General features: G+C 71.0%; 12 protein-coding genes. 7 read left to right on the top strand and 5 right to left on the bottom strand.

Annotated elements, in window-relative coordinates:
* The first annotated feature begins 113 nt into the window (after positions 1-113).
* Entirely contained in the window at positions 114-1,463 is a 1,350-nt protein-coding gene (locus tag ACIOEW_RS04015) for an NAD(P)/FAD-dependent oxidoreductase (RefSeq protein ID WP_401961099.1), read from the top strand.
* Between the two features lie 98 nt (positions 1,464-1,561).
* Here ACIOEW_RS04015 and ACIOEW_RS04010 read toward each other — a convergent pair whose 3' ends face one another.
* Positions 1,562-3,241, bottom strand: coding sequence for a regulator (locus ACIOEW_RS04010; protein ID WP_401961097.1), 1,680 nt, complete (start codon positions 3,239-3,241; stop codon positions 1,562-1,564).
* A gap of 328 nt (positions 3,242-3,569) precedes the next feature.
* On the opposite strand from ACIOEW_RS04010, the gene lipB reads away from it, so the two are divergent.
* The 4 genes from lipB to ACIOEW_RS03990 all read left to right on the top strand — a co-directional run bounded on the left by lipB (position 3,570) and on the right by ACIOEW_RS03990 (position 6,729).
* The gene (gene lipB, locus ACIOEW_RS04005; RefSeq protein WP_401961096.1) at positions 3,570-4,391 is read left to right on the top strand and encodes a lipoyl(octanoyl) transferase LipB; all 822 of its coding nucleotides are present in this window, start codon (positions 3,570-3,572) and stop codon (positions 4,389-4,391) included.
* A gap of 132 nt (positions 4,392-4,523) precedes the next feature.
* Entirely contained in the window at positions 4,524-5,489 is a 966-nt protein-coding gene (gene lipA / locus ACIOEW_RS04000) for a lipoyl synthase (RefSeq protein ID WP_351003627.1), read from the top strand.
* A gap of 309 nt (positions 5,490-5,798) precedes the next feature.
* Positions 5,799-5,999 (top strand): hypothetical protein, encoded by a 201-nt coding sequence (locus tag ACIOEW_RS03995; protein WP_136330099.1) that lies wholly within the window; start codon positions 5,799-5,801, stop codon positions 5,997-5,999.
* Positions 6,000-6,018: 19 nt separating this feature from the next.
* Entirely contained in the window at positions 6,019-6,729 is a 711-nt protein-coding gene (locus ACIOEW_RS03990) for a DUF4191 domain-containing protein (protein ID WP_362556756.1), read from the top strand.
* 181 nt (positions 6,730-6,910) lie between these two features.
* Here ACIOEW_RS03990 and ACIOEW_RS03985 read toward each other — a convergent pair whose 3' ends face one another.
* Entirely contained in the window at positions 6,911-7,378 is a 468-nt protein-coding gene (locus ACIOEW_RS03985) for an RDD family protein (RefSeq protein ID WP_401961093.1), read from the bottom strand.
* Between the two features lie 277 nt (positions 7,379-7,655).
* On the opposite strand from ACIOEW_RS03985, the gene glnA reads away from it, so the two are divergent.
* The gene (gene glnA / locus ACIOEW_RS03980) at positions 7,656-9,065 is read left to right on the top strand and encodes a type I glutamate--ammonia ligase (protein WP_351003228.1); all 1,410 of its coding nucleotides are present in this window, start codon (positions 7,656-7,658) and stop codon (positions 9,063-9,065) included.
* A 122-nt stretch (positions 9,066-9,187) separates the two neighbouring features.
* Here the strand turns inward: glnA and ACIOEW_RS03975 are convergent, their stop codons facing one another.
* Positions 9,188-10,645: an MFS transporter gene (locus ACIOEW_RS03975; protein WP_401961092.1), complete on the bottom strand. Its 1,458-nt coding sequence runs from the start codon at positions 10,643-10,645 to the stop codon at positions 9,188-9,190.
* Positions 10,646-10,806: 161 nt separating this feature from the next.
* Here ACIOEW_RS03975 and ACIOEW_RS03970 point away from each other — a divergent pair, with 161 nt between their 5' ends.
* Positions 10,807-11,454, top strand: coding sequence for a TetR/AcrR family transcriptional regulator (locus ACIOEW_RS03970; RefSeq protein ID WP_362556811.1), 648 nt, complete (start codon positions 10,807-10,809; stop codon positions 11,452-11,454).
* Between the two features lie 125 nt (positions 11,455-11,579).
* Here the strand turns inward: ACIOEW_RS03970 and ACIOEW_RS03965 are convergent, their stop codons facing one another.
* Positions 11,580-11,966, bottom strand: a complete 387-nt coding sequence (locus tag ACIOEW_RS03965; protein WP_362556761.1) for a VOC family protein — start codon at positions 11,964-11,966, stop codon at positions 11,580-11,582.
* A gap of 88 nt (positions 11,967-12,054) precedes the next feature.
* Positions 12,055-12,540 (bottom strand): hypothetical protein, encoded by a 486-nt coding sequence (locus ACIOEW_RS03960; protein ID WP_362556763.1) that lies wholly within the window; start codon positions 12,538-12,540, stop codon positions 12,055-12,057.
* Positions 12,541-12,646: the final 106 nt, after the last annotated feature.

Below are 12,646 nucleotides of genomic sequence, written 5' to 3'. Positions count from 1 at the left end.
CGCGACTGCGCGCAATCCCGCCACCCTCCTAGCATCATGCCGAACTCGCGCATTCCGGTGGCCTGTTGAGGGCAATACCCTCCCACCAGTTGCGCCGACTCGGGGAGGGGCACGTGCTCAGCACGGCACACCACGCGGACGTCGTCATCATCGGGGCCGGGATCGCCGGCCTGTCAGCGGCCCACCGACTGACCAGTGCGGGAGTGAGCGTCAGCGTCCTGGAGGCCGGCCCCCGGGTCGGCGGCCGGATGATGACCGACGAGGTCGACGGGTTCCGGCTCGACCACATCGGACCGCTTCTCAACACCTCGTATCCGGAGCTGCGCTCGACGCCAGGACTCGACGGACTCGTCCTGCGGAACTTCGACCCCGGCGTACTCGTCCACAGCGAGGGACGCCGGTACCGGACCGGGGAGATACGCAGCCCCCGGGGCTCGCGCAGCGCGCGGGGCGCATTCAAAGCGGCGCGCGCCCTCGCAAGCGCCCCCCGGGCGCCCCTGGGAGGGAGCCTCACCGGCGCCATGGGCGGGGCGATCGACCAGGCCCGGCTCGGTGTGGCGCTGGCCCGGCTCGCGGCCACCCCCCGGGCCCGCATCCTGGCCAGGCCCGAACGGGCCGCGCTCGACGCCCTGTCCGGCCGCGGCCTGTCCGCCCGGACGCTCAACGGCTTCGTGCGGCCCCTGCTCACGGCGCTGCTCAGCGACCCCGCGCTCACCACGTCGAGCCGGTGCGCCGATCTCGCGCTGCGCGGGTACGCGAGCGGCAGGCTCTGCGTACCGTCGGGGGGTTCGGCCACACTGCCCGAACTGCTCGCGGCCACACTGCCGCCCGGCACCGTACGGACCGGCGTGCACGTCACGGCGGCGGACATCACCTCGGTGCGCACCAAGGAGCACGGCGAGCTGGGCTGCCGCTCCCTGCTGCTCGCAACCGGCGCGGGCGCCGCGGCCGAACTGCTGCCCGGTCTGCACGTGCCCTCCTTCCACCCGGTGACAGTGCTCCACCACACCGCCCCCGCTCCCCCGCCGACCGGCGCATCGCTGCTCCTGGACGCCGACCGCTCGGGACCGGTCACGCACACGGCGGTGATGAGCGAGGTCGATCCGGCGCGCGCCCCGCACGGCCGGGTCCTGATCAGCTCGACGGTGCTCGGTACTCCGCCGCCCGATCTGGACCGCACGGTCCGCGCGCACCTCGCGGCGCTCTACGGCACTCCCACCGACGACTGGGAGCTGCTGGCCACCCACCACGATCCGGAGGCGGTGCCCGCGATGGTGGCCCCGCACGACCCGCAGCGCCCGGTCCGGCTGCTCGCCGGCCTGTACGTGTGCGGCGACCACCGCGACACCGGCACGGTCCAGGGGGCCCTGTCCTCCGGCCGTCGCGCGGCCGCGGCGATCCTCACCGACCTGGGGGTGAGCCCTGCCGGGGAGAACACCACGGCGCTCTCCGAGGCGGCGTAGAACCCGTCGGACCGGGGACCGCAGGGCGCAGGGCCCTCGGAGAGCGGGCCGCAGGGCGCAGAGCCCTCGGACCGGGGCCGCGCCCGTCGGGCGCGGCCTCATCCCAGCGCGGCCACCCGCTCGCGGTAGCCGCGGACCGCGGCGGCGTCGCGGAAAGGTTCGAGGCGCCGCTCGAAGTCCCGTACGTACTCCGTGGCGCGCACCGACCGCATCTCGGCGGCCTGCTGCGCGGCTTCCGCGCCCAGCCGGCAGGCCTGGTCGAGCTCGCCGAGCCCGAGCCGGGCGGAGGCCAGGACCACCCGGCAGAACAGCCGGCTGCGGGCGTACGCGGGCGCGCGCAGCTGGAGAGAGCGCTCCGCGTGCTGTGCGGCGGCCCGGTACTGCTGGAGGTCGCGATGGCAGTGCCCGAACTCGTCGGCCAGCTGCGCCTCGTCGAAGTGGCGCGCCCAGTACGGCACCTCGTCGCCGGGACGGGAGGCCTCCAGCGCGCGTTCCGCCCGCGCGAGCGAGGCCACGCACGCCTTGGCCTCGCCGAGCACGCCGTGGCCCCGCGCCTCGACCGCGTGCAGCAGGGCCAGCACGGCGTGGGGCGCGGAGGAGCCGACTCCCTGCTGGGCCACCCGCGCCAGCTGCACCGCCTCGCGCCCGTGGCCGAGGTAGACGGCCTGCCGGCTCATGGTGATCAGGACGAAGCTGCCGTAGGCCCGGTCGCCGGCGGCCTGTGCCAGCCGGAGCGCCTGGACGAAGTAGCGCTGGGCGAGACCGTGGGCCGCGATGTCGTACGAGGTCCAGCCGGCGAGCCGGGTCAGATCGGCCGCTGCGGCGAAGAGCCGTCGCCCGGTTGCCTCCCCGTACGTACCGCGCAGCATCGGCTCCGTCTCGTGCTCCAGGTACCGGACGAGGGCCTGTCTGGCGTGGCCGCCACCATAGGCGTTGTCCAGCGTGCGGAAGAGCTCGGCGACCGAGCGCAGGGCGGCGACGTCGCCGCTGCCGACCTTCTGCCCGGAGCCCCGCTCGGCCTGCCGCTGCCGGGGAAAGCCGGGGCCGAGGGAGGCCGGGGAGCCGCCCGGCGCGTGCGGTCCGGCCGGCCGGGACGGTGTGGGCCCGCGGAGGCCGTGCCGGACGCCGGGTGCGCTGCCCTGCTCGGGCACCCCGGGCACGAACCCGCCGCCGGGTCCTCCGAGGCCGCTCCCGCCGCTGTGCTGCCCGTTGGCCGCGCTGCCGGGCATCCCGTGCGGTCCGGGCGCCGTACGCGGCCCGGGGTGCGCCTGGGCGCCCCCGTGCGCCCCGGCGGTACCGCCCGCCACCGCTGCGGCTTCGCCCGCCCGTCCCACCCACTCGTCCGCCCGCCCGATCAGCCAGTCCCGGCTGGGGACGACCAGGCCCGCCGGGGTGAAGGCGATCTTCCGCAGCTCCACATGACTGCCGGAGTCCTTGCGCCACAGTCCGCTGACGATGTCGACCGCCTCGGCGGGGGTCGCCGCGAACTCCAGACCGGCGTAGACGGGCGCGCAGGCGTCCAGGCCCAGGTCCTGCGCGGAGAGCCGGCGGCCGAGCCGCCGGGTGAAGACCTCGGCGATCAGTGCGGGTGTGGTGCCCCGCGGCTGCTGCCCGCGCAGCCAGCGGGTCACGGAGGTCTTGTCGTACCGCAGGTCGAGGCCGTGTTCGAGACCGAGCTGGTCCACCCGGCGGGCGAGGCCGGCGTTGGAGAACCCGGCCTCGGTGATGAGTGAGGCGAGTCGGCGGTTGGGGGTGCGCTGCGGGGGTCGTTCCGACATCAGCTGTACGGTCTCCTGCCTTCGGGGCCGGGCGGGCATGGGCGGGCAGTCCCTGAGGCCTGCTCTGACACGTTTCCCCGCGGAGTCACGGTGCTGGGCAGGCCCCGGGGAACGGCGCGAATTTAGCGGCAACCGGGGCAACCCCGGCCACTCTCGCCTCACATTCATCCGATCGTGTGAGGATTGAGGGCGGCGCTGACGGGAACCACCTGCCGGGCCCCCGCTCCGACGCCGGTCGTACAGTGGCCGGAGGCGCGATTCGGTGCATGGTGACGTGACGACGGGGACATCCCCCGGCCCCGGCGCCGCAAGTAGAGAGGCTGCTTCCGTGACTGAGCTTCGGTTCGTCCGTCTGGGATTCGGCGAGGATGCCGTCGACTACCAGGAGGCCTGGCAGAAGCAGCGCGAGGTGCATGCGGCGCGGTTCGAGGACACCGTTCCCGACACCTGCCTGCTGCTGGAGCACCCGCCCGTCTACACGGCGGGCCGGCGCACGGCCGACAGCGAGCGCCCCCTGGACGGCACCCCGGTCATCGACGTGGACCGCGGCGGCAAGATCACCTGGCACGGTCCGGGCCAGCTGGTCGGCTACCCGATCCAGAAGCTGCCGCGTCCGGTGGACGTCGTCGCACACGTCCGCCGGCTGGAGGACGCGCTGATCCGCACGGCGGCCGAGTTCGGCGTGGCGACCAGCCGGGTCGAGGGCCGCAGCGGCGTCTGGGTGCTCGGCGACCCGGTCGAGGAACGCCCGGCGATCGGCGGCCTCTCCCTCGACTTCGACCCGCGGCTGCAGGACGAGGAGTTCGACGCCCGGCTGAACGGCCCCGAGTACGCCCCGTCCAACGCCGGTCAGCGCCGCGAGGACCGCAAGCTGGCCGCGATCGGCATCCGGGTCGCCAAGGGCGTCACCATGCACGGCTTCGCCCTCAACGTGAATCCGGACACCACCTCGTTCGACCGGATCGTGCCGTGCGGCATCCGGGACGCCGGCGTGACGTCGCTCAGTTACGAGCTCGGCCGCGAGATCACGATCGCCGACGTGCTGCCGGTCGCCGAGAAGCACCTCCGGGACATCCTGGAGAACGCCGACCTCGCCCCGCGCACGATCGAGCGGGAGTCCTCCGAGGGTCAGGCCGTGGCCACGGCCTGACCCTCGGAGCGCCCCTCCGGGAATAGGCCCTGTCGGCCACAGGTTGGGCAGACGTAAAGCCGTTTGAACTACGGGCGTACCCTGGTGTTCGCCGAAGAATCCAATGCAGCGAGAGCAAAGGGGAGTGCCGGAGTGTCCGCTGTCGCACCCGACGGGCGCAAGATGCTGCGCCTCGAGGTCCGGAACAGCCAGACCCCCATCGAGCGCAAGCCCGAGTGGATCAAAACCCGGGCGAAGATGGGCCCCGAGTACAACCAGCTGCAGAAGCTCGTGAAGAGCGAGGGTCTGCACACGGTGTGCCAGGAGGCCGGCTGCCCCAACATCTTCGAGTGCTGGGAGGACCGCGAGGCCACGTTCCTCATCGGCGGTGACCAGTGCACCCGCCGCTGTGACTTCTGCCAGATCGACACGGGCAAGCCGCAGGAGCTGGACCGGGACGAGCCCCGCCGTGTCGGCGAGTCGGTCGTCACGATGGACCTGAACTACGCCACCATCACCGGCGTCGCGCGCGACGACCTGGAGGACGGCGGTGCCTGGCTGTACGCGGAGACCGTGCGCCAGATCCACGCACTGACGGCGGAGCGGGAGGGCGGCCACACCAAGGTCGAGCTGCTGATCCCCGACTTCAACGCGGAGCCCGAGCAGCTCGCCGAGGTCTTCTCCTCGCGCCCCGAGGTGCTGGGGCACAACGTGGAGACGGTGCCGCGGATCTTCAAGCGGATCCGCCCCGGCTTCCGCTACGAGCGTTCCCTGGAGGTCATCACCCGCGCCCGCGAGGCCGGCCTGGTGACCAAGTCCAACCTGATCCTCGGCATGGGCGAGACCCGCGAGGAAGTCAGCCAGGCACTCCGGGACCTGCACGACGCGGGCTGCGAGCTCATCACGATCACGCAGTACCTGCGGCCGACCCCGCGCCACCACCCGGTCGAGCGCTGGGTGAAGCCGCACGAGTTCGTGGAGCTCAAGGACGAGGCCGACGCGATCGGCTACTCCGGTGTGATGTCCGGACCGCTGGTCCGTTCCTCGTACCGCGCGGGCCGGCTGTTCCAGCAGGCGATGGAGCGGCGCGGCGCGGTGGCCGCGGCGCCGACCGCGTAGCAGCGTCCGTGTGAATCCGAGCACAAGAAGCTACTGAGCAGTAATCGCTGATTCGACGCGGCCCATGCGCTCCTCGCAGGTCGGAGGCGCGTATGGGCCGCGTCGGCGTGCGCGGCGCCCGTATCAAGGTTTCATTGGTGTTTGACCGACCGGTCATGCGCTGGTAACACCAAGCAGTGACCCTGGATACACGCAGCGCAGTGACTCTCCCTGCCACTGCCGACCCTGCGTCCCGTATCCAGTCCGCGCAGCACACTCCGCCCGCCGGCACCGTCCGGTGAGCGCATCCGTTCCGAGGGGAATTCCACGATGCAGGCCGTGCCGGTACGCGCCACCGCCCTTCCTTCCGTCACCGATGCCCTCCGCGCCGTCGAGTCGCTGCTCCTGAGCAGCGGCCAGCGCACCGCCCGCCGCAACGCCTGGACCGCGGTCCTGGAGGACCGCCGCCGGGCCAAGGACCGGGTCGAGTCCGAGTACGTACTGGAGGCCGTGGCCGACCACCGTTCCTAGGCCACGTAAACTTCATTGCATGGCGAGGAAGGCAGAATCCACTGAAGGCGCGGACAGCGCCGAGAACGCGGGGCGGCTCAAGCAGATCGCCCTGACCTACAAGATGACCAGGCGGACCGACTCCAAGATCGGTCTTGTTGTCGCGGGCGTGGGAATCGTCACCTTCGGTGTCCTCCTCGCGATCGGTTTCTTGATCGACCACCCGATCTACGTGGGCATCCTGGGCTTCGTGCTCGCCCTCCTCGCGATGGCGATCGTCTTCGGGCGGCGTGCCGAGCGAGCGGCCTTCGGGCAGATGGAGGGACAGCCGGGTGCGGCGGCGGCCGTGCTGGACCGTGTGGGCCGTGGCTGGACCACGACGCCTGCGGTCGCGATGAACCGCAGCCAGGACGTCGTCCACCGTGCCGTGGGCAAGGCGGGCATCGTGCTGGTGGGTGAGGGCAACCCGAACCGGGTGAAGGGCCTGCTGGCGGCCGAGAAGAAGAAGATGGCCCGCATCGCGGTCGACGTACCCGTGCACGACATCATCGTCGGCAACGACGAGGGTCAGGTGCCGCTCAAGAAGGTGCGCACCAAGATGCTGAAGCTGCCGCGCATCCTGACCGGCCCGCAGGTGACCGCCACCAACGACCGGCTGCGGGCGATGGGCGACCTGATGAGCAACATGCCGCTGCCGAAGGGCCCCATGCCGAAGGGCATGCGGATGCCGCGCGGCGGAAAGATGCGCTGAGCGGACTGAGAGAACGCAAGAAGAGGGCGGGTCGCGAACCACAGGGTTCGCGACCCGCCCTCTTTCGTCGGTGCGCCGCTCGCGTTCGTCGGTGCGCCGCTCGTCGGTGCGCTGTTCCCCGGCGGCTCTCCCTCGGATCAGATACGGACCTGAACGTCAGAAACGGACCTGAACGGCCGGATCAGATACGGACCTGAACGGCGCGGGCCAGCCGGTCGTGGAGTCCGCGGCCGTCGCGGTCCCAGACGAGGGCCGGGATCGCCAGGCACAGCAGCACGCTGCGCACCAGCACCCGTCCGGTCCCCAGGCGCCCGCCGCCCTCGGAGACGACCTTGATGCCCAGCAGGCGCTTGCCGGGCGTACAGCCGATGGTGCCGACGGTGAGCACACTCAGTACGAGGAAGATGCCGAGCGCCCAGTTGCCCGTCGCCTGCTGGTCACCGCGAGCGAACAGCCCGTATGCGATCAGCATGCACAGGGCCCAGTCGACGAAGATCGCGCCGAAGCGCCGGCCGAGCGGCGCCATGGCACCCGGCCCCTGCTCGGGAAGCCCGAGCCGCTTGCCCCGGTGCCCGAAGTCGGCGCCCATCTCCTCGGCGGCCGCACGCGGCCCGGAGAGCCACGATCCGATTGCTTGCCTATTGTCCACCCGACCACGGTACTGCGCCCGCCCGTGGCCCCTGCCGGGCGGGGGGCCGCCACGGCCCGGGACACCGCACCGAAACCGGCCCGGAACGTGCCGGGAACCGGCCGTCGTACGGGTGACGAGGTGCCGCTCACACCCGGCTCGGTTAACTTCGGCGAAACAAATGGGTCATGCTTGAGAAATCCGGTCTGCCTATGGTCGGGTCCAGCGTGTGCCACCGCACTGGCCACACAACGAGCTGCAACCCCGTCCCTCCCGGGCCGGGAGTAGGAGGAGTTGGATGTTCCAGAACGCCGACGACGTGAAGAAGTACATCGCCGACGAAGACGTCAAGTTCATCGACGTCCGGTTCTGCGACCTGCCCGGTGTGATGCAGCACTTCACCATCCCGGCAGCGGTCTTCGACCCGACCGAGGAGCTCGCCTTCGACGGCTCCTCGATCCGCGGCTTCCAGGCCATCCACGAGTCCGACATGGCGCTGCGCGCGGACCTGTCGACCGCCCGTGTCGACCCGTTCCGCCGCGACAAGACCGTCAACATCAACTTCTTCATCCACGACCCGATCACCGGCGAGCAGTACAGCCGTGACCCGCGGAACGTGGCCAAGAAGGCCGAGGCCTACCTCGCCTCCACCGGCATCGCCGACACCGCGTACTTCGGCCCCGAGGCCGAGTTCTACGTGTTCGACAACGTCCGCTTCCAGACCTCGGCGAACGAGTCCTTCTACCACATCGACTCCGAGGCCGGCGCCTGGAACACCGGGTCGGAGGAGAACAACCGCGGCTACAAGGTCCGCTACAAGGGCGGCTACTTCCCGACCCCGCCGGTCGACCACTTCGCCGACCTGCGTGCCGAGATCTCCATGGAGCTGGACAAGAACGGCCTCCAGGTCGAGCGCCAGCACCACGAGGTCGGCACCGCCGGCCAGGCCGAGATCAACTACAAGTTCAACACGCTGCTCGCCGCGGCCGACGACCTGATGCTCTTCAAGTACATCGTGAAGAACGTCGCCTGGCGCAACGGCAAGACCGCGACCTTCATGCCGAAGCCGATCTTCGGCGACAACGGCTCGGGCATGCACGTGCACCAGTCCCTGTGGGCCGGTGGCGACCCGCTGTTCTACGACGAGCAGGGCTACGCGGGCCTCTCGGACATGGCGCGCTACTACATCGGCGGCATCCTGAAGCACGCCCCGTCGCTGCTGGCCTTCACCAACCCGACGGTGAACTCGTACCACCGCCTGGTCCCCGGCTTCGAGGCCCCGGTCAACATGGTGTACTCGCAGCGCAACCGTTCCGCCGCGATGCGCATCCCGATCACGGGCTCCAACCCGAAGGCCAAGCGCGTCGAGTTCCGCGCCCCGGACCCGTCGTCCAACCCGTACCTCGCTTTCTCGGCCCTCCTGATGGCCGGCCTGGACGGCGTCAAGAACAAGATCGAGCCGCCGGAGCCGATCGACAAGGACCTGTACGAGCTGGCTCCCGAGGAGCACGCCAACGTCCAGCAGGTCCCGACCTCCCTCCCGGCCGTGCTCGACGCCCTCGAGGCGGACCACGAGTACCTCCTGGCGGGCGGCGTCTTCACGTCCGACCTCATCGAGACGTGGATCGACTTCAAGCGCACGCACGAGATCGCCCCGATCCAGCTGCGCCCGCACCCGCACGAGTTCGAGCTGTACTTCGACCTCTAAACCGCGGGGTCAGGTGTACGACCTGAGCTGCGACACGTGAACAGGCCACCGGGACCGGCGCTGAAATGCGCTGGTCCCGGTGGCGTTTTGCGTGTCCTGCCCCGCGCGGTCGCGGGTGGCTCTCAGTGGGGCTCCTCGGTGGCGTGGGAGTCGGTGAGGGTGAGTGCTCCGCCTGCCGCGACCAGGCCGACGATGACCGCCAGCACGGCGTAGGTGATCCGCTCCCCGTGGAAGAACGACGCCACCAGGGTGTCGCTCCAGGTGCCTGCGGGCAGCTGCGTGGTGACCAGCGCCGCGATCAGGGTGCCGACCACGGCGGTGCCGATGCTGCTTCCGACCTCCTGGGCGGTGTCGTTGAGCGCCGCGCCGATCGACGTGCGGTTGCTCGGCACCGCGTCGACGAGCGCGATGGCGCAGATCGTCATGACGGTGCGCAGTCCGACGGTCATCACGACCATGCAGACCGCGATGACGCCGTACCCGCGGTCGACGCCCCAGGACAGACCGGCCAGTGAGCCGGCCAGGCAGACCGCGCCGACCAGGCAGGCGATGCGGTGGCCGAACCGTGCCGCGAGCCACTCGGACAGGGGGGTTGCGGCGATCATGGTCACGATGAGCGGCAGGTTCGCCAGACCGGCCCGTACGGGGCTCCACCCGTAGGCGTACTGGAAGTGGAGGATCAGCCCGAACATCACGGCGGCCATCGCGATGGCCGTGCCGATCTGCGCGATGGCGGCGCCGCGCACGGTGCCGTTGGAGAAGAGGCGGAGATCCAGCATGGGCGATGGGCTGCGGCGCTCGTGCCACACGAACGCGATCCCCGCGGCCAGGGCGCCGAGGAACGAGGCGAGGGTGATCGCGGAGAGCCAGCCGTGCTCGACGCCGCTGGTCAGCGAGTAGCAGGCGAGGCCGATGGTGGCGACGCTCAGCGCGGCGCCCGGCAGATCGAGCCTGTCGCGGGTCAGGTCCTGCGGCCGGTCCGCCGGGACGCCGAGACGGACACCGATGGCCGCGATCAGGGCGATCGGGGCGTTGATGAGCAGGAGCCACTGCCACCGCACGTGAGCCAGGGCGGTCCCGCCCAGCAGCGGGCCGAGGATGAAGCCGGACATGCCGACGATGATCATCAGGGTCATCGCGCGCATCCGCAGCGCCTTGTCGTCGAACAGCCGGAAGACCAGCGAGTTGGTGACGGGGGCCATCGCCGCAGCAGCGATGCCCAGGCCGGCCCGCAAGGTGATGAGCTCCCCCGCGGTGCCGACCGCGACGACGCCCAGGCTCAGCAGGCCGAACACCGCCAGGCCGACCAGCAGCACGCGTCGGCGCCCGAGCCGGTCGGCCATCGATCCCGCCGTCAGCAGCAGGCCGCCGAACGTCAGCGAGTACGCGCCGGTGACCCACTGGAGCGCGGTGGTGCCGCTGCCGAGGTCCCGGCCGATCGTGGGCAGTGCGATCGAGAGCAGCGTGTTGTCGACCATCTCGACGAAGAAGGCCAGGCAGAGCGCGGCCAGGGGAATCCATGCGGCGCGCAGAGACGGATAGGTGCGTGACGCAGGGGGCGCGGTGGCGGTGGTGGTCATGGCGGGCCTCCTTTCGGAACGTCGCCGACTATCGAACGACGTTCGACCATAGAACGTAGTTCGATAAATGCGCAAGCTGTGATTGGATGGGCACCATGACAGGCCCACGATCACGACCCGCCGATCGCCCTTCCCGAGGACGTCAGCGTGGATCGCACTCCATCGAGGCCGTTCTCACCGCGGCCGTGGCCCTGCTCGACGAAGCGGGCGCGCCCGCGCTGACCCTTCGCGCCCTCGCGGCCCGGCTCGGCACCGGCGTCGGCAGCATCTACTGGTACGTATCGGGCAAGGACGACCTGCTCGACCGCGCCATCGACCACGTGCTCGGCGGGGTGCTGACCGCCGTCGAAGGGCAGAACGACAGCGGCGACCCGATCGATGACCTGCGCGTGATGGCCGTCACGCTGTTCGACGCGGTCGTGGACCGTCCGTGGCTGGGTGCGCACTTCATGCGCAACATCAACGTCGAGGGCAACGCGTTGCGGCTCTACGAGGAGCTGGGGCAGCGGACGCTTCGGCTCGGCCTCACGCCACGGCAGCGGTTCCACGCCGTTTCGGCGATCGTGGGCGTCGTGGTCGCCAACGCCGCCGACCTGGGGCAGGAGCCGCCCCAGGAGGTGGTCGACGGCCTCGTGGGCCGCGAAGAGTTCCTCGGGCGCTACGCCGAGACGTGGCGTGCGCTCGACGCCGAGAAGTATCCGTTCGTGCACGACATCGTCGACGAGTTCGACGGGCACGACGACAAGGAGCAATTCCTGGCCGGGCTGGAGCTGACCCTGGCGGGCCTCCGCCTTCAGGCCGGAGCCTGAGGGCGGGGCAGGAGCCTGAGGGCGGGGCAGGAGCCTGAAGGCGGGGCGACCGTTCCCGCCCGCCACCGAACGGCCCGGCGGATCCGGCGGATTCCAGGGTCAGGCGGACTCGGCGGATTCCAGGGTCAGGCGCTGTGCACGATCTGGATCAGGTTGCCGCAGGTGTCGTCCAGGACCGCGACGGTCACCGGCCCCACCTCCAGCGGCTCCTGGGTGAAGCGCACTCCGCGTTCACGCAGTCGGGCGAACTCCGCGGGAACATCGTCCACGGCGAAGGAGGCGGCCGGGATGCCGTCCCTGACCAGGGCCGTCTTGTACGGCTTCACCGCGGGATGGCCGTCGGGCTCCAGCAGGAGTTCGGTCCCGTCGGGGTCGTCCGGCGAGACCACGGTCAGCCAGCGGTCCCGGCCCGCCGGGACCTCGGCCTTCTTCACGAAGCCCAGTACGTCGGTGTAGAAGCGCAGGGCCTTGTCCTGGTCGTCGACGAAGACGCCGGTCAGATGGATCCTCATGTGCTGTTCTCCTGGGTCGGGGCATGGCCGTCGGGTACCGACGGCGGAGCGTACCGGCCCGGCGGACCACCGTGGACGTCCCGCGCCGTCAGTGCCGCAGCGCCTTTCCGACCTCCACCTCGACGTCCCCGTCGAGCTTGCGGTTGCTGCGGGCCGTGGCGGTCTTGGTCCCCTTCGCGGCCACGTCGTCGACCGTCACCACGACCGTGTCGAGCAGATTGCCGTTCGGGTCGTTGAAGTTGATCTGCACGCCGTAGGACTGCGTCGAGCCGGTGCTGTTCGTCACGGTGATCTTCGAGGTGACACGGCCGTCCTCGTCGGTGGACGGGGCGCCCGCCTTGACGTCGCCGCCCGCGTTCACGCCGTCCTTGAAGTCGTTCAGCTTGTCCCCGGCGGCGGCCGTCGCCGAGGCGACCACATCGGCGCCCCGGGAGGCGACGGATGCGGCCGCCGACGCCGCCTTGGACGCCGTGCTGGACGCGCTGTCCCCGTCGTCCGAGCAGGCCGATGCCGTGAACGCCACGGTCATCGCCACCAGCACCGCGCCCGCACCCCGTAGGCCTCGCCTCTTCATCGTGCCTCCCAGCACTCGTCCGTCACCCCAAGTCAAAGGGGCGGCAGGTGGGGGCGCATGCGGTGTAGGCCGGACGGGCGAGCGGCCGGGGGCCGTGGGGTCGCGG

The sequence above is a fragment of the Streptomyces sp. NPDC087901 genome (assembly GCF_044742205.1).
Classification (GTDB): Bacteria; Actinomycetota; Actinomycetes; order Streptomycetales; family Streptomycetaceae; genus Streptomyces.
Note: the sequence above shows the minus strand (reverse complement) of the source record. Positions and strands in the feature narration are given on the sequence as shown.

Coding starts and splice junctions, on each gene's coding strand:
- ACIOEW_RS04010 (WP_401961097.1), bottom strand. CDS start 3,241: ATGTCGGAACGACCCCCGCAGCGCACCCCCAACCGCCGACTCGCCTCA.
- ACIOEW_RS03995 (WP_136330099.1), top strand. CDS start 5,799: ATGCAGGCCGTGCCGGTACGCGCCACCGCCCTTCCTTCCGTCACCGAT.
- ACIOEW_RS03990 (WP_362556756.1), top strand. CDS start 6,019: ATGGCGAGGAAGGCAGAATCCACTGAAGGCGCGGACAGCGCCGAGAAC.
- glnA (WP_351003228.1), top strand. CDS start 7,656: ATGTTCCAGAACGCCGACGACGTGAAGAAGTACATCGCCGACGAAGAC.
- ACIOEW_RS03975 (WP_401961092.1), bottom strand. CDS start 10,645: ATGACCACCACCGCCACCGCGCCCCCTGCGTCACGCACCTATCCGTCT.
- ACIOEW_RS03965 (WP_362556761.1), bottom strand. CDS start 11,966: ATGAGGATCCATCTGACCGGCGTCTTCGTCGACGACCAGGACAAGGCC.
- ACIOEW_RS03960 (WP_362556763.1), bottom strand. CDS start 12,540: ATGAAGAGGCGAGGCCTACGGGGTGCGGGCGCGGTGCTGGTGGCGATG.